This window comes from Microbacterium meiriae (genome assembly GCF_040702565.1).
Taxonomy (GTDB): domain Bacteria; phylum Actinomycetota; class Actinomycetes; order Actinomycetales; family Microbacteriaceae; genus Microbacterium; species Microbacterium meiriae.
Window position 1 is genome coordinate 164,735 of record NZ_JBFBLJ010000003.1, and the last position, 22,729, is coordinate 187,463.

24 protein-coding genes are annotated in these 22,729 nt (G+C 69.1%); 20 read left to right on the top strand and 4 right to left on the bottom strand.

The window, feature by feature from the left end:
• Positions 1–3: 3 nt before the first annotated feature.
• The gene (locus tag AB0310_RS14425; protein WP_280564565.1) at positions 4–846 is read left to right on the top strand and encodes a polyphosphate kinase 2 family protein; all 843 of its coding nucleotides are present in this window, start codon (positions 4–6) and stop codon (positions 844–846) included.
• 12 nt (positions 847–858) lie between these two features.
• Here the strand turns inward: AB0310_RS14425 and AB0310_RS14430 are convergent, their stop codons facing one another.
• Positions 859–2,109: an isochorismate synthase gene (locus AB0310_RS14430; RefSeq protein ID WP_366237519.1), complete on the bottom strand. Its 1,251-nt coding sequence runs from the start codon at positions 2,107–2,109 to the stop codon at positions 859–861.
• Positions 2,110–2,164: 55 nt separating this feature from the next.
• Here AB0310_RS14430 and AB0310_RS14435 point away from each other — a divergent pair, with 55 nt between their 5' ends.
• From AB0310_RS14435 to AB0310_RS14460, 6 genes are read left to right on the top strand one after another with little or no spacing between them, the layout of a single operon-like run.
• Complete coding sequence (locus AB0310_RS14435; protein ID WP_187662290.1) at positions 2,165–2,728, top strand: DUF402 domain-containing protein; 564 nt, start codon at positions 2,165–2,167, stop codon at positions 2,726–2,728.
• Positions 2,725–3,444 (top strand): class I SAM-dependent methyltransferase, encoded by a 720-nt coding sequence (locus tag AB0310_RS14440; protein ID WP_259955222.1) that lies wholly within the window; start codon positions 2,725–2,727, stop codon positions 3,442–3,444. Before AB0310_RS14435 ends, AB0310_RS14440 begins: the two co-directional genes overlap by 4 nt.
• A gap of 43 nt (positions 3,445–3,487) precedes the next feature.
• Positions 3,488–4,549 (top strand): polyprenyl synthetase family protein, encoded by a 1,062-nt coding sequence (locus AB0310_RS14445; protein WP_187662288.1) that lies wholly within the window; start codon positions 3,488–3,490, stop codon positions 4,547–4,549.
• Between the two features lie 56 nt (positions 4,550–4,605).
• Positions 4,606–5,979, top strand: coding sequence for an FAD-dependent oxidoreductase (locus AB0310_RS14450; protein WP_187662287.1), 1,374 nt, complete (start codon positions 4,606–4,608; stop codon positions 5,977–5,979).
• A 60-nt stretch (positions 5,980–6,039) separates the two neighbouring features.
• Complete coding sequence (locus tag AB0310_RS14455; protein WP_187662286.1) at positions 6,040–7,071, top strand: hypothetical protein; 1,032 nt, start codon at positions 6,040–6,042, stop codon at positions 7,069–7,071.
• A gap of 37 nt (positions 7,072–7,108) precedes the next feature.
• Positions 7,109–8,119 (top strand): alpha/beta hydrolase, encoded by a 1,011-nt coding sequence (locus AB0310_RS14460; protein ID WP_292794183.1) that lies wholly within the window; start codon positions 7,109–7,111, stop codon positions 8,117–8,119.
• Here AB0310_RS14460 and AB0310_RS14465 read toward each other — a convergent pair.
• From AB0310_RS14465 to AB0310_RS14475, 3 genes are all read right to left on the bottom strand, one after another.
• Positions 8,110–8,742 carry a GntR family transcriptional regulator gene (locus AB0310_RS14465; protein ID WP_366237520.1) on the bottom strand — a complete coding sequence of 211 codons (633 nt, stop codon included), beginning with the start codon at positions 8,740–8,742 and terminating at the stop codon, positions 8,110–8,112. The two genes, AB0310_RS14460 and AB0310_RS14465, sit on opposite strands and share 10 nt — an antisense overlap.
• A gap of 414 nt (positions 8,743–9,156) precedes the next feature.
• Positions 9,157–9,645, bottom strand: a complete 489-nt coding sequence (locus AB0310_RS14470; RefSeq protein WP_187662263.1) for a YajQ family cyclic di-GMP-binding protein — start codon at positions 9,643–9,645, stop codon at positions 9,157–9,159.
• Between the two features lie 192 nt (positions 9,646–9,837).
• Positions 9,838–10,260, bottom strand: coding sequence for a hypothetical protein (locus AB0310_RS14475; protein WP_366237521.1), 423 nt, complete (start codon positions 10,258–10,260; stop codon positions 9,838–9,840).
• 234 nt (positions 10,261–10,494) lie between these two features.
• Between AB0310_RS14475 and AB0310_RS14480 the strand changes: the two genes are divergently transcribed.
• From AB0310_RS14480 to tuf, 13 genes are all read left to right on the top strand, one after another.
• Positions 10,495–11,706, top strand: coding sequence for a sugar ABC transporter substrate-binding protein (locus tag AB0310_RS14480; RefSeq protein ID WP_187662260.1), 1,212 nt, complete (start codon positions 10,495–10,497; stop codon positions 11,704–11,706).
• A 72-nt stretch (positions 11,707–11,778) separates the two neighbouring features.
• A complete protein-coding gene (gene malF, locus AB0310_RS14485) occupies positions 11,779–13,383 on the top strand; it encodes a maltose ABC transporter permease MalF (RefSeq protein ID WP_366237522.1) in 1,605 nt (534 codons plus the stop codon).
• A gap of 2 nt (positions 13,384–13,385) precedes the next feature.
• A complete protein-coding gene (locus AB0310_RS14490) occupies positions 13,386–14,294 on the top strand; it encodes a sugar ABC transporter permease (RefSeq protein ID WP_187662258.1) in 909 nt (302 codons plus the stop codon).
• Positions 14,295–14,342: 48 nt separating this feature from the next.
• Complete coding sequence (locus AB0310_RS14495) at positions 14,343–14,669, top strand: PadR family transcriptional regulator (protein ID WP_187662257.1); 327 nt, start codon at positions 14,343–14,345, stop codon at positions 14,667–14,669.
• Positions 14,670–14,671: 2 nt separating this feature from the next.
• The gene (locus AB0310_RS14500; RefSeq protein ID WP_187662256.1) at positions 14,672–15,322 is read left to right on the top strand and encodes an HAAS signaling domain-containing protein; all 651 of its coding nucleotides are present in this window, start codon (positions 14,672–14,674) and stop codon (positions 15,320–15,322) included.
• 64 nt (positions 15,323–15,386) lie between these two features.
• The gene (locus tag AB0310_RS14505; RefSeq protein WP_177173821.1) at positions 15,387–15,539 is read left to right on the top strand and encodes a hypothetical protein; all 153 of its coding nucleotides are present in this window, start codon (positions 15,387–15,389) and stop codon (positions 15,537–15,539) included.
• A 113-nt stretch (positions 15,540–15,652) separates the two neighbouring features.
• Entirely contained in the window at positions 15,653–16,768 is a 1,116-nt protein-coding gene (locus AB0310_RS14510; protein ID WP_366237523.1) for an acyltransferase family protein, read from the top strand.
• A complete protein-coding gene (locus tag AB0310_RS14515) occupies positions 16,768–17,268 on the top strand; it encodes a DUF6121 family protein (RefSeq protein WP_522727345.1) in 501 nt (166 codons plus the stop codon). The genes AB0310_RS14510 and AB0310_RS14515 overlap by 1 nt, the downstream gene beginning before the upstream one ends.
• Before the next feature lie 49 nt (positions 17,269–17,317).
• Positions 17,318–17,965, top strand: a complete 648-nt coding sequence (locus AB0310_RS14520; protein ID WP_062765222.1) for a hypothetical protein — start codon at positions 17,318–17,320, stop codon at positions 17,963–17,965.
• A 227-nt stretch (positions 17,966–18,192) separates the two neighbouring features.
• Positions 18,193–18,561, top strand: a complete 369-nt coding sequence (gene rpsL / locus AB0310_RS14525) for a 30S ribosomal protein S12 (RefSeq protein WP_018187369.1) — start codon at positions 18,193–18,195, stop codon at positions 18,559–18,561.
• A gap of 5 nt (positions 18,562–18,566) precedes the next feature.
• Positions 18,567–19,037, top strand: coding sequence for a 30S ribosomal protein S7 (gene rpsG, locus AB0310_RS14530; RefSeq protein WP_017201608.1), 471 nt, complete (start codon positions 18,567–18,569; stop codon positions 19,035–19,037).
• 96 nt (positions 19,038–19,133) lie between these two features.
• Positions 19,134–21,248, top strand: a complete 2,115-nt coding sequence (fusA, locus tag AB0310_RS14535; protein ID WP_025102411.1) for an elongation factor G — start codon at positions 19,134–19,136, stop codon at positions 21,246–21,248.
• 164 nt (positions 21,249–21,412) lie between these two features.
• A complete protein-coding gene (gene tuf, locus AB0310_RS14540) occupies positions 21,413–22,606 on the top strand; it encodes an elongation factor Tu (protein ID WP_025102410.1) in 1,194 nt (397 codons plus the stop codon).
• Positions 22,607–22,729: the final 123 nt, after the last annotated feature.

The window sequence follows — 22,729 nt, forward strand, 5'->3', positions numbered from 1 at the left end:
CGTATGAACGCGCACACCTGGACGCAGAACCTGCGGGTGCGGCCCGGCTTCCGCCTCGCCGACGTCGACCCCGAGAGCAAGCCCGGCTACGACCACGGCAAGTCCCGCGGCACGGCCGACCTCGAAGCGGGTCTCGAGCAGCTGAACGACCTGCAGGAGCGGCTGTTCGCCGAGAGCCGGGTGGGCACGGCGCAGGATGCGGTGCTGCTCGTCCTGCAGGCGATGGACTCCGCGGGCAAGGGCGGCATCGTGCGGCACGTGGTCGGCGGTGTCGATCCGCAGGGCGTGGCGCTGGCGGCGTTCAAGGCGCCGACGGAGGAGGAACGCCGGCACGACTTCCTGTGGCGGGTCGAGAAGCGGCTCCCGGAGCCCGGGTTCATCGGGGTGTTCGACCGCTCGCACTACGAGGACGTGCTCATCGGACGGGTGCGGCAGCTGGCCGATCCCGCGGAGATCGAACGCCGCTACGATGCGATCAACGCGTTCGAGGAGCGCGTCGCGGCCTCCGGCGTCCGCATCGTCAAGGTCATGCTGCACATCTCGCCGGAGGAGCAGAAGGCGCGGCTCATGGAGCGTCTGGAACGCCCGGACAAGCACTGGAAGTACAACCCGGGCGACGTCGACGAGCGGATGCTCTGGCCGCAGTACATGGAGGCGTACCAGACCGTCTTCGACCGCACGTCGACGGAGGCCGCTCCCTGGTACGTCGTGCCGGCGAACGCGAAATGGTACGCCCGGCTGGCCGTGCAGGAGCTGCTGCTCGCCGCCCTCGAGGACATCGATCCCCAGTGGCCGGTCGCCGGCTTCGATGTCGAGGCCGAGAAGAAGCGCCTCGCCGCGAGCTGACCGCGGCGGACGTCAGGCCAGCGCGTCGACGAGGGGACGGAACTTCACCCGCGTCTCGAGGAGTTCGCTCTCCGGATCCGATCCGGCGACGATCCCGGCCCCGGCGTAGGCGGTGACCGTGATCGCGTCCTCGGCCGTCGTGAACTGTGCGCACCGCAGGGCGATGGCCCACTCGCCGTTGCCGTCCGCGTCGACCCAGCCGACCGGCCCGGCGTAGCGGCCGCGGTCGAACGGCTCGAGCTCCCGGATGGCGGCGATGGCCGTCGGTGTCGGAGTGCCCGCGACGGCCGCGGTCGGGTGCAGGGCGCGCACGAGGTCGAGGGCCGAGCGGCCGTTCTCCATCTCGCCTTCCACGTCGGTCGCGAGATGGAAGAGGTTGGGCAGCTTGAGGAGGAAGGGCTGCTCGCTCGCCGCCAGCGCCCTCGTGTATGGGCGGAGCGACGCGAGCACGCTCTGCACGGCGTACTGGTGCTCGTCGAGGTCCTTGGTGCTGGAGGCGAGGTGCGCGGACGCGGCGGTGTCCGCGTCGGCATCCGCTCCGCGTCCGATCGTGCCGGCGAGCACGCGGGCGGTCACCGTCCGGTCCTGCACGGTGACGAGGGTCTCCGGGCTCGCGCCGATGAGCCCGTCAACCGCGAAGACCCAGGTGTCCGGGTACCCGGTGGCCAGTGCCCGGACGAGTCGCCGCAGGTCGGAGCCCGCGGGGATGGTGCCCTGGAGGTCGCGGGCGAGGACCACCTTGCTGAGCTCGCCGTCCGCGATGCGGGCGAGCGCTCCCCGCACGGCGTCCTGGTAGCCCTGGGGGCTCTGCGCTCCCGGGCCCACGGTGCCGGCCCAGTGCGGTCCGTACTCCGCGGTCTCGACGGCGCCCGGCGCACGGTCGTCGCTGCGACGGATGCGGGTCTCCCAGAAGCGGTCCCCGTGGCGGCCGAGGATCCGCGACGGGATCACGAGCACGCTGTCGGCGTGCGAGTCCTCGTCGAAGGTGAAGGCCCCGAACGCGACGAGCCCGGTCCCGGGGAGTCGCAGCGGATCGGAGACCGCGGCCTCCGCCGAGAGCCCCTGCCAGAGCGCCGCGAGGGATTCGGCGCGGGTGCGTCCCTCCTCGGCCGGCGGGCGGAGCTCGGCGAGCGGCTCGCCCACCGCCACGATCCCGTCGCCGCGGCGGAACCAGGCGAGCGGGCGGGCGGGGTCCGCGAAGGAGAGGAGGTCTTCGACCGGGTCGATCTCTCGGGTCTCCACGACCAGGGGGGTGTGCTGCACGACTCCAGCCTATTCCGCGGGGCGTCGGCGGAGCCCGCGGACGTAGGGTGGGCGGATGAGCGATGCGCGTCCCGCAGCCGGTGCCGAGATGATCTTCCAGTGGCGCAAGTGGGACGGGTCGCCGCACTGGCGTCACGAGTGCGTGTACCTCGGCGCCGACCGGTGGGGCGACTGGGTGGGGCAGCCCGCCGGCTGGCACAGCGCCCGTCCGGGGGCGGAGTTCCATGCGGCCACGCCCAACGTCACCCTCGTCCCGCCGAGCGCCGACTTCGCGCTCACCGTCAATCGCCGCCACCCCCGGGGCATGCGCGTCTACATCGATCTCGGGTGGGACGTCCGGTGGTCGGACGATCCCCTGCTCGCGATCGGCATCGACATGGATCTCGACGTCGTCCGCGTGGAGGGCGAGCGCGGCACCTGGGTCGATGACCGGGACGAATGGGCGGAGCACAGCGCCCGCTACGGGTACCCGGCCACCGTCATGCGGCATCTGGAGGAGCTGGCGCTCGACCTCGAGACGCGGGTCAGGGAGCGCACGGCGCCGTTCGACGACGCCACGGCCGATCCGTGGCTGGACCGGCTGGAAGCGCTGGAGCTCGCGCCTAGACTGGACGCGTGACCGCGAACGACAAGAACCGCGCCGATCTCGGCAAGGACCCCGCCCGCGTCAGCGGCATGTTCGACCAGGTCGCCGCCGGGTACGACCGCACGAACACGGCGATGACGTTCGGCAACGACGCGCTGTGGCGGGCCGCGACCACCCGCGCCGTCGCCCCGAAGCCGGGGGAGCGCATCCTCGACCTCGGCGCGGGGACCGCGTCTTCCTCCGCCTCCCTCGCCCGCAGCGGCGCGCAGGTCGTCGCGGCGGACTTCTCGCCCGGCATGCTCGCCGAGGGTCAGCGCCGCCACGGAGCGATGCGGAACCTCTCCTTCGTGCAGGCGGACGCCACGGCCCTGCCGTTCGCGGACGACGAGTTCGACGCGGTGACGATGTCCTACGCGCTGCGGAACGTCAACGACCCGAAGAAGGCACTGCGCGAGCTCTACCGGGTGACCAAGCCGGGCGGCCGCCTCGTCATCAACGAGTTCTCCACGCCGCCCGGGAAGCTCTTCCGCGGGGCCTACCGGTTCTACAACGCGCAGGTGCTCCCGCGCGTGGCCCGCGTCGCCGGCACGAACGGCGACGCCTACGACTATCTGAACGAGTCGATCCGCGACTGGCCCGACCAGAAGCGGCTGTCCGAATGGATCAGGGAGGCGGGCTGGCGCGACGTCGCGTACCGCAACCTCACCTTCGGCATCGTGGCCCTGCACCGGGCTCGCAAGCCCGCGTGACCACGGCGCGAACGGCGGCACCCGACGCAGGTAGGCTGGGACCGTGACTTCGAGCCCCAGCGCCCCGGGTTCGCGACTCGCGAGCCGTCTCGGCTTCAGCGATCGCGTCTTCGTCGGTCCCGCCGCGCGTCGCATCGCCCGCACCATCGAGGACGGACTGGAGCTGGTGGAGACCGGGCTCGCGGACGACGTCCGCGTCGCCGACCCGCTCGCCGACGCCGCCAGCCGCTACCTCTACGAGGCCGGTGGCAAGCGCATCCGTCCCGTGCTCACGCTGCTCGCGGCCCAACTCGGCGACGGGAACACCCGAGAGGTGATCGACGTCGCGAAGGCGCTGGAGATCACGCACCTCGGGTCGCTCTACCACGATGACGTCATGGACGGCGCCGACCGCCGACGGGGGGTTCCCGCCGCGCAGACGGTGTGGGGCAACAACATCGCCATCCTCACCGGCGACATCCTCTTCTCGCGGGCCAGCCAGCTCATGTCCCGCCTGGGTGAGCGGGCCATCCGACTCCAGGCCGATACGTTCGAGCGCCTGGTCCTCGGGCAGATGCACGAGACCCTCGGCCCGCAGCCGGACGACGACCCGATCGCGTTCTACATCCAGGTCCTCGCCGACAAGACCGGTTCGCTGATCGCGGCGGCCACCCAGGGCGGCGTGATCTTCTCGAACGCCCCCGCGGAGTACGAGGAGCCGCTGCGCGCCTACGGCGAGAAGATCGGTGTCGCCTTCCAGCTGCTCGACGACGTGATCGACCTGTCGGCCAAGCCCGAGGAGACCGGCAAGGTCCCGGGGACCGACCTCCGCGCCGGCGTCCCGACCATGCCGTACCTCCTGCTCAAGGCGGAGGACGACGACGCCGCGGCCGATCTCGCCGCCCGCATCGACGACGGCGTGGCCCTCATCGCCGACGGCGCCGACCCCGCCATCCTCGACGGACCGCTGGACGAGCTCCGCGACCACGCCGTCACCCAGAAGACACTCGAGCTCGCCCACGCCTGGACGCAGGAGGCGATCGACGCCCTCACCGCCCTTCCGCGCGGCACCGTGCGCGAAGCGCTCACCCGATTCGCCGAGACCCTCGCCGAGCGCTCCAGCTGACATCGCGCGGGCCGAAGGCCCGGGTGTCTGCCGCGACGGCACACGAAAGGACCTCCATGACCAAGCTGAGACTGGCCATCGTCGGTGCAGGCCCCGCGGGCATCTACGCCGCGGACATCCTGCTGAAGGCCGAGCGCAAGTTCGACGTGTCCATCGACCTGTTCGAGCAGCTCCCCGCCCCCTACGGACTCGTCCGGTACGGCGTCGCCCCCGACCACCCGCGCATCAAGGGCATCATCACCGCCCTGCGCGACGTGCTCGACCGCGGCGACATCCGTCTCTTCGGCAACGTCCGCTTCGGTGAGGACATCACGCTCGACGACCTCAAGAAGCACTACAACGCGGTCATCTTCGCTACCGGAGCGATCCGCGACACGTCGCTGGACATCCCCGGCATCGACGCGGTGGGCTCCTACGGCGCCGCCGACTACGTGAGCTGGTTCGACGGGCACCCCGACGTGCCGCGCGAGTGGCCGCTGGACGCCGCGTCGGTGGCGGTCCTCGGCAACGGCAACGTCGCCCTCGACGTCTCCCGCATGCTCGCGAAGCACGCCGAAGACCTCCTCGTCACCGAGGTCCCCGAGAACGTGTACGAGGGCCTCAAGGCGAGCGCCGTCACGGACGTGCACGTGTTCGGCCGCCGAGGCCCGGCTCAGGTGAAGTTCACGCCGCTGGAGCTCCGCGAACTGGGGGAGCTGCGCGACGTCGACATGGTCGTCTACGACGAGGACTTCGACTACGACGAGGCCTCGAAGGACGCGGTCGCGAGCAACAAGCAGGTCATGGTCATCGACCGCATCCTGCAGTCGTGGCGCACGCGCGACTCCGTCAACAATGCCGGCGGCACGGCATCGCGCCGCCTGCACCTGCATTTCTGGGCCCGCCCGGTCGAGGTCCGCACCGACGAGAACGGCCGTGTCGCGGCCCTCGTGTACGAGCGCACCCAGCCGGACGGCCAGGGTGGTGCGGTCGGCACCGGGGAGCTGCGCGAGGTGCCCGTGCAGGCGCTGTACCGCGCGATCGGCTACTTCGGCTCGCCGCTGCCCGGTGTCCCCTTCGACAAGAAGCACGGCGTCATCCCGAACCACGAGGGCCAGGTGCTCGCGAAGGACTCCAACGATCGCGTGCCCGGCGTGTACGCGACCGGCTGGATCAAGCGCGGCCCGGTCGGCCTCATCGGCCACACGAAGTCCGACGCCATGGAGACCGTCCGTCACCTCATCAACGACCAGGGGTCGTGGTGGCACCCGGAGGACCCGTCCGAGGAGGCCATCCCGGCACTGCTCGCCGAGCGCGGCGTCGCCTGGACCGATCTGGACGGCTGGCACCGCCTCGACGAGCACGAGATCGGCCTCGGCGCGCCCCAGGAGCGGGCGCGTGTGAAGGTCGTCCCGCGCGACGAGATGGTGCGCGTCTCCCGCGGCGAGTGAGTCGTCTCGGCGCCGGGGCGTGCTCCCGGCGCCGGGTCCCCGCAGCCCTAGGCTGAGGCCATGCGACCTCGTGCACTCCTGGCCCTCGGCGCCGTGGCCGTGCTCCTGCTGTCCGGCTGTGCGCCCGAACCCGAGGTGAAGCCGACCGGGACGCCGTCGGCCGCGATCACGCCCGCCCCGACGGACGCGGCGGCGCAGGCGCCCACCCCGGCTTTCGACGTGGACTGCGCCGATGTCGAGGCGGCGATGTCGACCGCCGGCGGCGATGTCGGCGGTGAGGTGGCCGAGGTGCTCGGCGTGTGGTCGTCGCCGAGCTGGTACCCCGGTCCGGCGCAGCACATGTTCCAGCGGGCGGGCGGTATCGCCTGCTCGGCGGGAACGGCGGAGCACAACTGGGAGGTCACGATCCTCCCCGGGGCCGAGGAAACGGTCGCGGGCGCGGAGTCGCGCGGCGGCTACTACGGTGAGGAATCCCGCTGCGAGACCGGCGGGTACTGCTTCTTCCAGCTCCTCGACGGCGAGGTGCTCGTGTCGGCGACCGTCGTGGACCCGGAGAAGGGGCCGGACGACACCGCGGCGTTCGAGGAGGCCCTGCGCGCGCTCGGCGCCGCGGCCGTGGCGTCGCTGCGGGAGGTGGATGTGACGGAGAGCCCGGTGGAGGGTGTGGACTGCACGCGGTTCCTCACCGCGACGGAGCTCGCGGAGCAGGTCGACGCCGAGGTGTACGTGGTCGACGCGTTCGGCGGGTGGTCCATCCCGGCCGAGGTCTACCAGGAGCGCAACGGTGCGCGGATCTGTTACTACGCCTCCGGGGACGACGAATACGCCGCGCAGGGGTACATCATGCTCACCACGCTGCCCGGTGGCGCGTGGGCGTTCGACGAGCTCGAGGGCGAGGAGGAGATCGAGGTCGAGGGAGCGGATGCCGCCCGTACCGGCGTCGACGAACTCCGCCGTCCGGTGCTGGATCTCCGCGTGGGCGCGGACTGGCTGCGTCTCACGACGTTCGACGGGTCCGGAATCGACGACCTCGCGCCGATCGCGGCCACCATCGCGGACGACTTCGCCGTGGCCCGTCCCGGCGGACAATGACCGCCGTGGGCTAGCCTGGGCGCGAGGGGGAGGACGCATGGCCGAGTGGGTTCCGGATGTTCTCGGCGATGAGTTCGCCCAGCTCACCCTCGACCTCGGCAGCGACGAGCAGGGTCCTGTGGTCGCCACTCTCGTGCGGGCTCTGCCGACTCCCGTCCCGTGGTGGGAGCGTGCCCGGCGCCGTCGCCCGCTGCTGGAGGGCGTGGACGTGCTGTACGTCCACGGATGGTCGGACTACTTCTTCCAGAAGCGGTTGGCGCGGTTCTGGACGGCTCGCGGCGCCCGCTTCTTCGCCCTCGATCTGCGCAAGTACGGGCGCAGTCTTCGGGAAGGACAGACCCCGGGCTACATCACCGATCTGTCCACCTATGATGAGGACATCGCCGCGGCCCTGGACGCCATGGGACGCGGCGACGGCGGCGAGGAGAGCGGTCGCCGTCTGATCCTGTTCGGACACTCGACCGGTGGCCTGACGCTGAGCCTGTGGGCATCGCGGCATCCCGGTGCGGCCGATGCCCTCGTCCTCAACAGTCCCTGGCTCGAGTTCCAGTTCGCCCCCGTGCGGGCCGCCATCGCTCCGATGGTGGAGTTCCAGGCGCGGATCCGGCCGCTCGACGTCGCGCCGCAGATCGACCTCGGCTACTACACGCGGGCGCAGCAGGAGGTGGCCGACCCGGACGACCCGATGGAGGTCAACACCGCGTGGCGCCCGGTTCAGACGATGGCCGTCTACGCCGGCTGGCTCAACGCGATCCTCTCCGGGCACAAGACCGTCGCGGCAGGTCTGAACATCGCGGCACCGGTCTGCGTGCTGCTGTCGGCGCGGTTCGTTCCGCCGACCCGCTGGTCGGAGGAGCTCACCTCGGCCGACTCCGTTCTCGTCGTCGACGACATCGCCCGCGCGGCCCTGCGGCTGGGTTCCACGGTGACGGTCGAACGGATCGACGGCGCCCTGCACGACGTCTTCCTGTCCCGGCACGACGCCCGGGAGGACGCCTACCGTCGCCTGCACCGCTGGGTCGTCGGCTGGCGCGCCGCTCACACGTAGTACATCGCGCGGGCGAGAAGCTCCGCCTCGTCGCCGTCACCGCTGCGCACCGCCTCGGCGAAATCGGCATACACCTCGCGCATGCGTTCGCGATCGCCGGGACGCACGACCCATCCGCGCAGGTTCCGGGTCACGGCCACGGCGACATCGTCGATGAGCATCCGGTGCTGGCGGTTGCCGCTGTGGTCGGCGAGGTAGGCGAAGACCGCCCACCGCGCCCGCGCCGTCGACGCCCCGTCGGTGAGCGATTCCTGCATCCGTGCGATGAGATCCTGCACGCGCTCGCGGTGGACGGCGCTCAGTCTCGGCACCGCCATCCGCGCCGTGATGCCGCCCTGGTAGCCGGCGAACTCCAGCGATTCGGCCACCACCTGCGGCGTGACCATCGTCACCTCCGTGTACCGGCTCGGGTACATCGTCACCAGTCCCAGTCGCTCCAGGCGCTGGAGTGCTTCGCGCACCGGCGTCCGCGAGACGTGGAGTTCGTCCGCCACGTCGACGTCCCGGATCCGGTCACCCTCGGCGAACTCTCCCTCCGTGATCAGCCGCCCGATGTGGTGGAACACCTCATCCGCCAGCAGCTGCTTGTTCTCTCCGATGCTCTTCGACTCGATCTGCCCCATGGCCCAGCCCCCGGTCGTTCTTGGTCTGCCACCGGCGTCCACTCCCGGGCGGTGAGGGGAGCGACGGTCGCAGGATTGCCGTCATGCCTCCACGGGGGGCCGATCCGCGTGGGGGCGCGCAGCGGGCGGGGAGGCTTGTCATGAACCCGGGACCGGTCGACGTGCGACGCCGGCAGACCCCAGGCCGACGCGAGCTTCGGGGGCCCGCGCCGCTCCCTCCCCTGAGCCGGCATGGCATCCTCGAAGCGCATCCACCGCGGCGATCGGGTGTCGGACGGGGATGGCGTCGGAGTCGTGACGAGTCACGACCGCTTCCAGTCTCGACGAAGAACACCGATATCCCGATATGCGTTGACCGGAGAAAAGAAGGGGCTCGGGATGACTCCCGAGCCCCGATCGCCGACGCGAGTGTTGTCAGCGGTAGTTGATGAACTGCAGATCGATGTCGAGGTCGCTGCCCTTGAGGAGCGCGATCACGGACTGAAGGTCGTCGCGGCTCTTGGACTGCACGCGCAGCTCGTCGCCCTGGATCTGGCTCTTCACGCCCTTGGGGCCCTCATCGCGGATGATCTTGCCGATCTTCTTCGCGTTCTCGGACGAGATGCCGTCCTTCAGGCTCGACAGGATGCGGAACTCCTTGCCGCTGGCGAAGGGCTCGCCCGAGTCGAGGCTCTTCAGCGAGATGCCGCGCTTGATGAGCTTGGACTGGAAAACGTCGAGGACGGCGTTCGCGCGCTCCTCCGTGTTCGCGGTGATGAGGATCTGCTCGCCGCTCCAGGCGATCGAAGCGCCGGTCCCCTTGAAGTCGTAGCGCTGCTCCACCTCTTTGCGCGCCTGGTTCAGGGCGTTCTCGGCCTCCTGGCGATCCACTTTCGAGACGATGTCAAAGGAACTGTCAGCCATGACTCAACTGTATCCGCGGGTGTGCGGAAAGTCCCGTGGGTGAGGCACGACTTCCTCCTTCTGCCCGGCGTCACCGCCGTCATCCGCGACGGCGAGCAGTTCCTGCTGGCCCGGCACGCGCACTCCGGCGCGTGGAGTCTGTTCGGGGCCGGCGCGCGCTGGCCCTCTGGCTCCCGCCCGGGGCGGGGCCCGCTAGCTTCCGGTCGCCGTGTAGACGTTGTCGGACACCCGAGTCATCCCGTCTGGAGCAGGCGCATCGTCGGGGACCACGGTGAACGTGCCCGTGACGCCTCCGATCGAGAAAGGGGCCCCGTTCCCACCGCACCCGATCACCCACGTGTCAGCGTCGACGTAGGCGAGGAGACACGCTGCGGCATCGTCACGAGCGCGAGCGAGCCACAGGGACGTCCCGTCGCCTTCTCCGACGAACCGGGCTGTCGCCTGGTCCACGTCGTCCCACGCGTAGCCGGGCAGATCGGCAGGAACCTCGTCCCGCGCCTCGGCTTCGCGATCGAGCACGGAGTATGCGCCTCCCGCAGCCGTGCACCCGCTGAGTGCGACCGCGGACAGGACGACGGCGAGGGCGGCAGCAGACGGTCGAACGTGGAATCCCATCCGGCGATGCTCTCGCAGATGAGCCCCATGCGGAACCCCGCAGACTCTGCCGCGGAGCCTCGAAAGGTCTGACCTCTGTCCGATATGGAAGCGTTTTCATAACGCGTGCCTCGCGTCGGGCCGATCACGGGTTGATATCAACGCCTTCGCGGATTGTGATCGCCTCTCGAAACGATGCATACTGTAAGCGCTTGCAGTCTTGCAGGCGCTCAGCACTGAGAGAGGCACACACCAATGAAGGTGAACAAGAGGGGCATGGTCGCCGCGGGCGCCATCGCCATCGTTTCGGCTCTGACGCTCGCCGGCTGCTCGACCGGCTCCGGCGGCGACGACTCTTCCTCCGGTGGAGACAGCGGCGGCACGCTGACCGTCTGGGTCGACGCCGAGCGGGTCGACGCGCTGCAGGGCGCGGCGGACGCGTACCAGGAGAAGACCGGTGTCACGGTCAAGCTGGTGGGGAAGTCCGTCGACGACATGAAGGACGACTTCATCCAGCAGGTCCCGACCGGCAAGGGCCCCGACGTGGTCATGGGCGCTCACGACTGGCTCGGCGAGCTCTCGACCAACGGTGTCGTCGCGCCGATCGAGCTCGGCGACAGCTCGGAGGACTACCTCCCCGTCGCCCTCCAGGCGGCGACCTACGAGGGCACCGTCTACATGCTTCCGTACGCCGTCGAGAACATCGCCGTGCTGCGCAACGCCGACCTCGTCCCCGAGCCCGCGACGAGCTTCGACGACATGGTCTCGAAGGGCACGTTCGTCGTGGAGCAGGGCGCCGAGGGCAACCCGTACCACCTGTACCCGTTCCAGACCGCGTTCGATGCACCGGTCTTCGGCACCGACGACAGCGGCAGCTACGACCCCACCGACCTGCAGCTCGGCAGCGAGGGCGGCTTCGCCTTCGCCGACTGGCTGGGTGCACAGGGCGCCGCAGGCACGCTGAACACCGACATCGACGGCGAGATCGCCAAGCAGCAGTTCCTCGACGGCACCGCCGCCTTCTGGCTGACCGGTCCGTGGAACGTGGGCGCGGCCACCGATGCGGGCATCAACGTCGAGATCGACCCGATCCCGAGCCCGACGGGCGAGACGGCCTCGCCGTTCGCCGGCGTCAAGGGCTTCTTCGTGAGCGCCGAGTCGAAGAACAAGGTCGCCGCGAACGACTTCCTCGTCAACTACCTCGGCACGGAGGACGTGCAGCTGGAGCTGTTCACGGCCGGCAACGTCCTCCCGGCCCTCACGGCTGCCGCCGACACCGCGGCGTCCGACCCGATCATCGCCGGCTTCCAGGCCGTCGGTGCCGACGCGGTCCCCATGCCGGCGATCCCCGCCATGGGTGCGGTCTGGCAGTTCTGGGGTGTGGCCGAGGCCGCCATCATCAACGGCGAGGACCCGCAGGCGACGTGGCAGAAGCTCGTCGACGACGTGACCGCCGCGATCGAGTAACGGCCGACCAGATGACGACCCTGCCGGGGCGGGCCGCCCAGCCCGCCCCGGCAGGACCATGACGAGGACGACATGACAGATACCGAAGAGCGCACCGCGCCCCCCACGCCTCGGCAGCGCCAGGCGGCGAAGATCGCCGAGGCGGCCTCCCGACCCCTCGGGTGGATGCTGCTCAAGATCCTGTTGCTGGCCATCGTGGACGCGATCGCCGTCTACGCCGTGTTCGTGCTGCTCGTGCAGCGGGAGTGGCTCGTGCTCGGCCTCGTCGTCGCGGTGACGGTCGTCGTCAACTACATCTACTTCTCCCGCAAGCGCATCGCGGCGAAGTACCTCACCCCCGGGATCATCTTCCTGGTCCTGTTCCAGGTCTTCACGCTCCTCTACACGGGCTACATCGGCTTCACGAACTACGGCACCGGCCACAACGGGAGCAAGGAGCAGGCGATCTCGTCGCTGCTCGCCTCCGCGCAGGAGCGCGTCGAGGACTCTCCGACGTACCCCGTCACCGTGGTGGAGCAGTTCGGAACCTACGGCCTCCTCGTCACGGATCCCGAGGACGGCGACGCCCTCCTCGGCACCGCGGAGCAGCCCCTCGCCGAGGTCGACGCGCAGTTCGAAGGCGGCAAGGCCGTCGCCGTCGACGGGTGGACCACGCTTCCGCTCGCCACCGTCTTCACGCTGTCGGAGGAGCTGGAGCAGCTCTCCGTCCCGTTCAGCGACGATCCGAATGAGGGCAGCCTCCGCGCCCCCGACGGGCAGAACGGCTACCTCTACGTCTCGACGCTGGCGTACGACGCCGATGCCGACACGATCACGGACACCGCGACCGGCACCGTCTACAGAGATACCGGCGACGGCGCGTTCACCGCCGAGGACGGCGAGCAGCTGCTGCCCGGCTGGCAGACGACGGTCGGCGTCGACAACTTCGTCCGCGCGGTGACCGACGAGTCCATCCGCGGCCCGCTCATCTCCGTCACCGTCTGGACCTTCGTCTTCGCGCTGGTGTCCGTCGCGACGACCTTCTTCCTCGGCCTGCTGCTCGCGCTGGTCTTCAACAACACCCGGATGCGCTTCCGCAACGGCTACCGCATCATCCTCATCCTTCCGTACGCCTTCCCCGCGTTCCTCTCCGCGCTCGTCTGGGCCGGGATGATGAACGAGAGCTTCGGGTTCATCAACCAGGTGCTGTTCGGCGGCGCGGCCATCCCGTGGCTCACCGACCCGGTGCTGGCGAAGGTGTCCGTGCTGCTGGTGAACCTCTGGCTCGGCTTCCCCTACATGTTCCTCGTCTGCATGGGGGCGCTGCAGGGCATCCCGGAGGACGTCAACGAGGCCGCCGTGATGGACGGCGCGAACCCGTGGCAGGTCTTCCGCCGGATCAAGCTGCCGCTGCTGCTGGTGACCGTCGCGCCGCTGCTGATCTCGTCGTTCGCGTTCAACTTCAACAACTTCAACCTGATCTACATGCTGACCAAGGGAGGCCCGCGCTTCAGCGATGTGTCGATCCCCGTGGGCCACACCGACATCCTGATCTCGATGGTCTACAAGGTGGCCTTCACCGGACAGACCCGCGATTACGGGCTTGCCTCCGCCTTCACGATCCTGATCTTCGTCGTGGTCGCGACGATCTCGATCATCAGCTTCCGCAAGACCAAGGCCCTCGAGGAGCTGAACTGACAATGAGCACCGTCCGCAGCACCGCCACAGCCCGCCGCACCGCCCCGCCGCGTCGCTCGTTCGGCGCCTGGTTCGCCGACACCGGATGGCGCCACCTCGTCGCCATCGTGGTGAGCGCCTTCGCCCTCTTTCCGCTCCTGTACGTCGTGTCGGCGTCGCTCAACCCGCAGGGCACGCTCACCGGGTCGAACCAGCTCTTCTCGGCCATCGGGATCGACAGCTACGTGCGCATCCTCAGCGACCCGCAGAACCCGTATGGTACGTGGTTCCTGAACACCCTGCTCATCGCGGTCGTGACGGGCGCGGTCACCGTCTTCATCGGAGCCTGTGCGGCATATGCGTTCTCCCGCATGCGCTTCGCCGGGCGCCGCGTGGGACTGGTCACCATCGTCGTGGTGCAGATGTTCCCGCAGCTGCTCGCGGTCGTCGCGATCTTCCTGCTGATGTCGACGCTGGGGGACTGGTTCCCGGCGATCGGCCTGAACACGCATACGGGGCTGATCCTGGTGTACCTCGGCGGCGCGCTGGGCGTGAACACGTACCTCATGTACGGGTTCTTCAACACGATCCCGAAGGAGATCGACGAGGCCGCCCGCATCGACGGCGCGGGGCACGCGCGGATCTTCTTCACGATCATCCTGCGCCTGGTCGCCCCGATCCTCGCGGTCGTCGGTCTGCTCTCCTTCATCGGCACGGTGAACGAGTACGTGATCGCCAGCGTCATGCTGGTCGACGTGGATCAGCAGACCCTCGTCGTCGGTCTGACCAAGCTGGTGGCGAACCCCCGCTACGCCGACTGGTCGGCCTTCTCCGCCGGTGCGGTCATGGCGGCGATACCGGTGATGGTGCTCTTCCTCTTCCTGCAGAAGTACATCGTGGGCGGTCTGACCGCGGGGGCGACCAAGGGCTGATCTCGCACCGTTCGGTGCTAGCGTGCGTCACATGCTACCTTGTGAGGCATGACAGCTGATGTCGGGGCGCAGATGCGCAAAGGAGTGGTCGAGTACTGCGTGCTCGGCTTGCTCTCGCGTGAGCCCATGTACGGCTGGCAGCTGTCGGAGGCACTCACCGGAGCCGGGCTGATCGCCAGCATCGGCACGCTCTACCCGTTGCTCGGGCGCTTGCGGGACAACGGCTGGGTGACGACGTTCGACCGGCCGTCCGGAAGCGGTCCGGCGCGCAAGTACTACCGGCTCACGGATGCCGGTATCGATCAGCTCGCGCGCTTCCGGGCGCAGTGGGCGCCGTTCGCCCGTGCCGTCACGGGCATGGTGGGGGAAGGATGACCATGACCGAGAAGACCGCAGCCGAGTTGCGTGACGACTACCTGGCCCGGCTCGACGAGGCGATGCGCGGACTTCCGCACGGTGTCGCATCCGACATCCGTGGCGGGATCGCGGAGGAGCTCGACGGGCTCGACGCGGCAGCGACCGCGGAGCGGATCGACCGCCTGGGAGATCCGAGGGGGATCGCCCGCGAGGCGGAGGACGAGGTGCCGACCGCGCCGCCCCTCGTGCTCCCCGCGCCCGCCCCCGCGCCCTCGGCTCCGCGCACGCCGACGACCGCGACGCGGGGTTTCGCGATCGCGGCGGCGCTCACCCTGAGCTTCGGCGGAATCGTGGTGCCGGTCGTCGGCTGGTTCGTGGGCGCGGTGCTCGTGAGCCTCAGCCCGCTGTGGCGCACGTGGGAGAAGGCCGTCGCGATCCTGGTGCCCTTCGTCGCCACCGGGCTGTCCTTCCTGATCGCCTCGACGATGACCGGATTCTCCACCGGATCGGCGTCCGGCAGCTCGAGCGACGGCGACGTGATGTCGGAGGTGGTGAACCCGCTCGTCCCCGCTTTCGGCGAATGGCACCTCCTCCTCCTGCTGGGCGGACTGCTGGTACCGATCTCGGGACTCTGGCTGCTGTGGCGGATGCGCGGCCGCGGCACCCGCTGAGCGACACCACCTCGACGCGGCGTTGCTCCGCACCCGCGCGGGGGCTGGGGCCTACGGTGGGACCATGGCGCGAGTGGGGGGACGAAACCTCGGGATGAGCTGGTTCGCCGGCATCGTGTGCGCAGGGATCGTCGCCGGACTCGTCTGGCTCTCACTGCCGATGGTGCCGATCCTCGCGCAGTTCGCCGGGGACGCCCTCCGCAACACCTTCCCGTGAATCGCGCAGACCCGCGGAAGCACGCGTATGGCGACACGTCGGCACGCCTAAGGAAGCGTCGGGAGCCGCGGCGGTAATCTCGCACTGCACATCCCCGATGAGAGGCGCATCCCATGAGTGATCCCGAGGCTCGTCAGCCCGAGAAGTCGAACGACGTCGACGACGTCGTCGGCAGCGCGAACGCCGGTCTCGACGCCGCGGCGGCGGCCCGCGGAGATGTCCCCGGCCACGTCGACGACGCACGTGCGGATGACTCCCGCGCCGCAGACACCACCGCGGCCTCCTCCGAGCCTGCGGCCGACCAGGCCGCGACGCGTCAGGAGCCCGCCGTCGACCCCGATCTCGCCGCGTTCGAGGCCGCCGAGCGCGACCACCCCGGTACTTTCAGCTCCGCCGCCCCGGCGCCCTCGCGCACCGACGGCGACCGCTTCGACGCCGATGGCCGTGAGGCGGGCCTCCGCGACGCCGACCGCCGCGATGCGACCCCGGAGACCTCGCTGTACGCGACGCCGGAGACCTCGCTGTACTCCACGCCGAGCACTCCCGCGCACGAGGAGTCGGCCATGGCCGGCGCAGCCTACGCGTCGCACGCTGACGACACCGACACCAGGATCGTGCCGTCCGAGCCGCTCACGAACGGCGCGGCCGCCGCACCGCAGCAGCCGCAGCCGATCTTCGTGCAGGCACCGGAGCCGCCGCGCGAGCGCGGCAACCGGGGCACCGCCGGCGCGATCGGCCTGCTCGCCACCGTCGCCTTCGCGCTGCTCTACCTCGCCACCACGCTCGGCCTCGTCGCCCTCGCCGGCGACGTGAACGGGGAGAACATCGGCGAAGCGCTCGTCGCCCCGCTGCTCACCTGGGGGTTCTGGACCCCGGTGGTCGTGTTCTTCCTCGGCTTCTGGCTCCTCGGAGCCATCATCAACCGCGGCCGCTGGGGCCTGTGGGTGGTGTTCGGCATCGTCGTCGGGCTCATCGCCTACGCCGGGCACATCCTGGGTCAGCTCTTCGAGGCGCCCTTCTGGAAGCTCACCGCATCGCAGGGTCTCGAAGTCGCGGGGGAGCAGCTGTTGGCCCCGCTCGCCATCGCGGCCTTCGTCTTCGCCCGCGAGCTCACCATCTGGTTCGGCGCCTGGGTGGCCCGCAGCGGTGCCCGCAAGACCGAGCTGAACGAGGAGGCGCAGCGCGAGTACGAGCGCACCCTCGAGGCCGGTCCCACCCTGTCGAGGTAATCACGAACACCACCACACCGAACCCCCGCGGGCCCGAGTCCGCGGGGGTTTCGGCTGTCCTCGCGGCGGTGATGGCCACCATCGCCTTCTTCGCCCTCGCCGTCTTCGGACTCGGTGCGCTGAGCGTCGCCACCGACCGGGACATCATCGGCGTTCCAGGTCTTGGCCAGGTGCCCGGAGTGTCGGGCATGGTCGCGGCCGTGGTGGTCCTCGCGCTCGTCCTCTGGGCGACGGTGCGACGAGGGCATGCCTCCTTCGGCTCTGCTCCGGTGATCGCCCTGCTCACGGCGCTGGTGCACCTGATCACCGTCTGGATCGCCGTGCTCGTCGCGACGAGCGATGTGGTCGTGGCCACGGCCGTCGCCGGCGACCTCGTCCGCGGTGGCGCGAGCATCGTGCTCCTCGCCGCGGCGGCGGTGGCGGCGTGGGGCGGCATCGCCCTCCGCCGGACCAGGTCGGCGCAGCCGCGATGGCCGTGGGAGCGCGACGAGGAGGAGTGACACCCCGCAAATCCGCACGGTGAGCGGCGACGCGCCGTACGCTGGTGGGGTGGAGCGCTCATTGGAGACGCAGGTCGACCAGGCCGTCGAGGCCTGGTTGCGCTGGGTGCCGCGCTGGGAGCCGGCGACGCACCGCGGCCGCACCGCGCCGTGCCGGCGCTGCCTCGGCTCGCCCATCCTCGCCGCCGCGGGCATCGCGGGCACCACGCCGCATGGCGTCCAGCACGGCCTGTCGACGCGCATCAAGACGATCGTCGACCACGCGGTCGCGGAGTACACCGCGCGCAACCTGCCGACCCTGCAGCGTGAACTCGATCAGCAGGCCGCGCGCAACCGGGCTCGCAGCTACCGGCCGACGGAGGACCTCGATCCCGAGTTCGAGGGCATGCCGCTGGATCCGGAGCCGGTGCCGGGCGCCCCCTTCCTCTTCACGATCGCGGGTCTCGCCGACGATTCGGCCGCCGAGTTGCCGCCCCTGCCCCCGCTGTCGGACGAGGCCAAGACCGCTCTGCGACAGGAAGTCGCCTTGGCGGACGAGTACGCGAACCTCGTCGGGCGCGAGATCTGCGGGATCCTGCTCCGACACCGGATCACGATCCAGGCGGCGGTGTCGCGACACGTCGAGCCGCAGATCGAAGCGCTCCTGGCCGAGCTCACGGAGTCGCTGGACTCGCCGTTCGACCCCGACATCCCCTGACTTCGGGCGGCGCCGCGGAGCGCGACCGTCATTTGACCGTCAGGTTACGCGGCATTACACTTGATCAGGTGTGTGCACGTCCTGACGTGCGCGCTGGGCGTCGGCACCTCGCCGGTCCGCCCCCACGGCATACCCACCACACCAAAAGCTCGTCGGTTCCGGCGTGCCGGTGGGTCATGATGTGAAACCCATCACGCTGTCACCGTGCAGCACTATGAGGAGAGAACGTGCCAACCATTCAGCAGTTGGTTCGCAAGGGTCGCTCGCCCAAGGTCACGAAGACCAAGGCGCCCGCGCTCAAGGCGAACCCGCAGCAGGCCGGGGTCTGCACCCGCGTCTACACCACCACCCCGAAGAAGCCGAACTCGGCGATGCGCAAGGTCGCTCGTGTGAAGCTCCGCAACGGGACCGAGGTCACCGCGTACATCCCGGGTGAGGGCCACAACCTGCAGGAGCACTCCCTGGTGCTCGTCCGCGGCGGTCGTGTGAAGGACCTCCCCGGTGTGCGTTACAAGATCGTCCGTGGTGCCCTGGACACCCAGGCCGTCAAGAACCGTAAGCAGGCTCGTTCCCGCTACGGCGCGAAGAAGGGTTGAGTTAGATGCCTCGTAAGGGTCCCGCCCCCAAGCGCCCCGTCGTCAACGACCCGGTCTACGGCGCACCGATCGTCACCTCGCTGGTGAACAAGATCCTCGTCGACGGCAAGAAGTCGCTGGCCGAGTCGATCGTCTACGGCGCCCTCCGCGGCGTCGAGGCGAAGAACGGCCAGGACGCCGTCGCCACCCTGAAGAAGGCGCTCGACAACGTGCGCCCCACGCTCGAGGTCCGCAGCCGCCGTGTCGGTGGCTCGACCTACCAGGTTCCGGTCGAGGTCAAGCCGCACCGTGCGAACACCCTCGCGCTGCGCTGGCTCGTGAGCTACGCCAAGGGTCGTCGTGAGAAGACGATGACCGAGCGTCTTCAGAACGAGATCCTGGACGCGTCGAACGGCCTGGGTGCCGCGGTCAAGCGCCGTGAGGACACCCACAAGATGGCCGAGTCGAACCGCGCGTTCGCTCACTACCGCTGGTAACCCCTTCGACGGGCTCAGGGACCCTTCCGCGTTCCTGGGCCCGTCGCACCCCCTCTTCGCAGTACACCTGCTGCTCCAATAGATAAGGACACTCCTGTGGCACAAGACGTGCTCACGGACCTGAGCAAGGTCCGCAACATCGGCATCATGGCGCACATCGATGCCGGCAAGACCACGACGACCGAGCGCATCCTGTTCTACACGGGCGTCAACCACAAGCTCGGCGAGACGCACGACGGCGCGTCGACCACCGACTGGATGGAGCAGGAGAAGGAGCGCGGCATCACGATCACGTCTGCCGCCGTGACCTGCTTCTGGAACAAGAACCAGATCAACATCATCGACACCCCCGGTCACGTGGACTTCACGGTCGAGGTGGAGCGCTCGCTCCGCGTCCTCGACGGCGCGGTCGCCGTGTTCGACGGCAAGGAGGGCGTCGAGCCCCAGTCCGAGACCGTGTGGCGTCAGGCCGACAAGTACAACGTCCCCCGCATCTGCTTCGTCAACAAGATGGACAAGCTCGGCGCGGACTTCTACTTCACGGTCGACACGATCATCAACCGCCTCGGCGCGAAGCCGCTGGTGCTGCAGCTCCCGATCGGTGCCGAGAACGACTTCGTCGGCGTCATCGACCTCGTCGAGATGCGTGCTCTGGTCTGGCCCGGCGACGCCAAGGGTGACGTGACCATGGGCGCCTCCTACGAGGTGCAGGAGATCCCGGCCGACCTCAAGGACAAGGCCGAGGACTACCGCCAGCAGCTGCTGGAGACGGTCGCCGAGACCGACGAGGAGCTTCTCGAGAAGTTCTTCGGCGGCGAGGAGCTCACCGTCGCGGAGATCAAGGGCGCCATCCGCAAGATGGTCGTCGCCAGCGAGATCTACCCGGTCCTCTGCGGCTCCGCCTTCAAGAACCGCGGTGTGCAGCCGATGCTGGACGCCGTCGTCGACTACCTCCCGTCCCCGCTGGACGTGCCCGCCATCGAGGCGCACGACCCGAAGGACGAGGAGAAGATCATCGAGCGTCACCCCGACGCGAAGGACCCGTTCGCGGCCCTGGCCTTCAAGGTCGCCGTGCACCCGTTCTTCGGTCGTCTGACGTACGTGCGCGTCTACTCGGGCGAGCTCGAGTCGGGTGCCCAGGTCATCAACTCGACCAAGGGCAAGAAGGAGCGCATCGGGAAGATCTTCCAGATGCACGCCAACAAGGAGAACCCGGTCGACAAGCTGACCGCCGGCAACATCTACGCCGTCATCGGCCTGAAGGACACCACCACCGGTGACACCCTCGCCGACATCGCGCAGCCGGTCGTCCTCGAGTCGATGACGTTCCCGGAGCCGGTGATCGAGGTCGCCATCGAGCCGAAGACCAAGGCCGACCAGGAGAAGCTGGGTCTCGCGATCCAGAAGCTCGCTGAGGAGGACCCGACCTTCCGCACGGAGCTCAACCCCGAGACCGGTCAGACGACCATCAAGGGTATGGGCGAGCTGCACCTCGACATCCTCGTGGACCGCATGAAGCGCGAGTTCCGCGTCGAGGCGAACGTCGGCAAGCCGCAGGTCGCGTACCGCGAGACGATCCGCAAGGCCGTCGAGAAGCACGACTACACGCACAAGAAGCAGACCGGTGGATCGGGCCAGTTCGCCAAGATCCAGTTCAACATCGAGCCGCTCGAGCTCGACGGCGAGAAGACGTACGAGTTCGTGAACGCGGTCACCGGTGGCCGTATCCCGCGCGAGTACATCGGCTCGATCGACGCCGGTTTCCAGGACGCCATGAACGTCGGTGTCCTCGCGGGCTACCCGATGGTGGGCGTCAAGGCGACCATCGTCGACGGTGCGGCGCACGACGTCGACTCCTCGGAGATGGCGTTCAAGATCGCGGGCTCCATGGGCTTCAAGGAGGCCGCTCGCCGTGCCAACCCCGTGCTGCTCGAGCCGCTGATGGCCGTCGAGGTCCGTACTCCGGAGGAGTACATGGGCGACGTCATCGGCGACCTGAACTCGCGTCGTGGCCAGATCCAGTCGATGGAGGACGCCGCCGGCGTCAAGGTCGTGCGCGCCGCGGTGCCGCTGTCCGAGATGTTCGGCTACATCGGCGACCTGCGCTCGAAGACCTCGGGCCGTGCCGTCTACTCCATGGAGTTCGACAGCTACGCCGAGGTCCCGCGCGCGGTGGCCGACGAGATCGTCCAGAAGGCCAAGGGCGAGTAATTCTTCTGGGAGCCCTGGGTCGCTGAGCCTGTCGACGCACCCGGGGTTCCCAGGTCACCTACAACTTCACATTCCCTCTCTACTAAACTGAGAACCTAACCCGTAGAGAACCGGTCGCAAACCAGTGCCCGGCATCTCTACAACGACGTCCTGAGGAGGACCCAGTGGCTAAGGCCAAGTTCGAGCGGACCAAGCCGCACGTCAACATCGGAACGATCGGTCACGTCGACCACGGCAAGACCACGCTCTCCGCAGCGATCTCGAAGGTGCTTGCCGACAAGTACCCGTCCGACACGAACGTGCAGCGCGACTTCGCTTCCATCGACTCGGCGCCGGAAGAGCGCCAGCGCGGTATCACGATCAACATCTCGCACATCGAGTACGAGACCCCGAAGCGCCACTACGCACACGTTGACGCCCCCGGCCACGCCGACTACGTCAAGAACATGATCACGGGTGCGGCGCAGATGGACGGCGCGATCCTCGTCGTCGCGGCCACCGACGGCCCGATGGCGCAGACGCGCGAGCACGTTCTGCTCGCCAAGCAGGTCGGCGTCCCCTACCTGCTCGTCGCGCTGAACAAGTCCGACGCGGTCGACGACGAGGAGATCCTGGAGCTCGTCGAGCTCGAGGTCCGCGAGCTGCTCTCGAGCCAGGGCTTCGACGGCGACAACGCTCCCGTCGTCCGTGTCTCCGCTCTCAAGGCCCTCGAGGGCGACGAGAAGTGGGTCGACGCGATCCTCGAGCTCATGCAGGCTGTCGACGACAGCGTTCCGGACCCGGAGCGTGACCGCGACAAGCCGTTCCTCATGCCCGTCGAGGACGTCTTCACGATCACCGGTCGTGGCACCGTCGTCACGGGTCGCGCCGAGCGTGGCACCCTGGCCATCAACTCCGAGGTCGAGATCGTGGGTCTGCGCCCGACGCAGAAGACGACCGTCACCGGTATCGAGATGTTCCACAAGCAGCTCGACGAGGCATGGGCCGGCGAGAACTGTGGTCTGCTCCTCCGCGGCACCAAGCGCGAGGACGTGGAGCGCGGTCAGGTCATCGTGAAGCCGGGTTCGGTCACGCCGCACACCAACTTCGAGGGCACGGCCTACATCCTGTCCAAGGACGAGGGTGGCCGCCACAACCCCTTCTACACGAACTACCGTCCGCAGTTCTACTTCCGCACCACGGACGTCACCGGCGTCATCTCGCTGCCCGAGGGCACCGAGATGGTCATGCCCGGCGACACCACCGACATGACGGTCGAGCTGATCCAGCCGATCGCCATGGAGGAGGGCCTCGGCTTCGCCATCCGTGAGGGTGGTCGTACGGTCGGCGCCGGTACGGTGACGAAGATCATCAAGTAAGCATCCGCTTCCTCGCAGAGGGGTCGAGCCTTCGGGCTCGGCCCCTCTGTCGTTTTCCGCATCGAGGGTTCCGTCGCTCGGCTCTGCCCTGCACAATGAGGTGGTCCGGCGGGATCGCCGGAC

Bases quoted from the DNA above. Each gene is read 5' to 3' on its own strand.
- AB0310_RS14425 (WP_280564565.1), top strand. From the start codon at position 4: ATGAACGCGCACACCTGGACGCAGAACCTGCGGGTGCGGCCCGGCTTC.
- AB0310_RS14435 (WP_187662290.1), top strand. From the start codon at position 2,165: ATGAGCGATGCGCGTCCCGCAGCCGGTGCCGAGATGATCTTCCAGTGG.
- AB0310_RS14450 (WP_187662287.1), top strand. From the start codon at position 4,606: ATGACCAAGCTGAGACTGGCCATCGTCGGTGCAGGCCCCGCGGGCATC.
- AB0310_RS14455 (WP_187662286.1), top strand. From the start codon at position 6,040: ATGCGACCTCGTGCACTCCTGGCCCTCGGCGCCGTGGCCGTGCTCCTG.
- AB0310_RS14460 (WP_292794183.1), top strand. From the start codon at position 7,109: ATGGCCGAGTGGGTTCCGGATGTTCTCGGCGATGAGTTCGCCCAGCTC.
- AB0310_RS14465 (WP_366237520.1), bottom strand. From the start codon at position 8,742: ATGGGGCAGATCGAGTCGAAGAGCATCGGAGAGAACAAGCAGCTGCTG.
- AB0310_RS14470 (WP_187662263.1), bottom strand. From the start codon at position 9,645: ATGGCTGACAGTTCCTTTGACATCGTCTCGAAAGTGGATCGCCAGGAG.
- AB0310_RS14475 (WP_366237521.1), bottom strand. From the start codon at position 10,260: ATGGGATTCCACGTTCGACCGTCTGCTGCCGCCCTCGCCGTCGTCCTG.
- AB0310_RS14480 (WP_187662260.1), top strand. From the start codon at position 10,495: ATGAAGGTGAACAAGAGGGGCATGGTCGCCGCGGGCGCCATCGCCATC.
- malF (WP_366237522.1), top strand. From the start codon at position 11,779: ATGACAGATACCGAAGAGCGCACCGCGCCCCCCACGCCTCGGCAGCGC.
- AB0310_RS14490 (WP_187662258.1), top strand. From the start codon at position 13,386: ATGAGCACCGTCCGCAGCACCGCCACAGCCCGCCGCACCGCCCCGCCG.
- AB0310_RS14495 (WP_187662257.1), top strand. From the start codon at position 14,343: ATGACAGCTGATGTCGGGGCGCAGATGCGCAAAGGAGTGGTCGAGTAC.
- AB0310_RS14500 (WP_187662256.1), top strand. From the start codon at position 14,672: ATGACCGAGAAGACCGCAGCCGAGTTGCGTGACGACTACCTGGCCCGG.
- AB0310_RS14505 (WP_177173821.1), top strand. From the start codon at position 15,387: ATGGCGCGAGTGGGGGGACGAAACCTCGGGATGAGCTGGTTCGCCGGC.
- AB0310_RS14510 (WP_366237523.1), top strand. From the start codon at position 15,653: ATGAGTGATCCCGAGGCTCGTCAGCCCGAGAAGTCGAACGACGTCGAC.
- rpsG (WP_017201608.1), top strand. From the start codon at position 18,567: ATGCCTCGTAAGGGTCCCGCCCCCAAGCGCCCCGTCGTCAACGACCCG.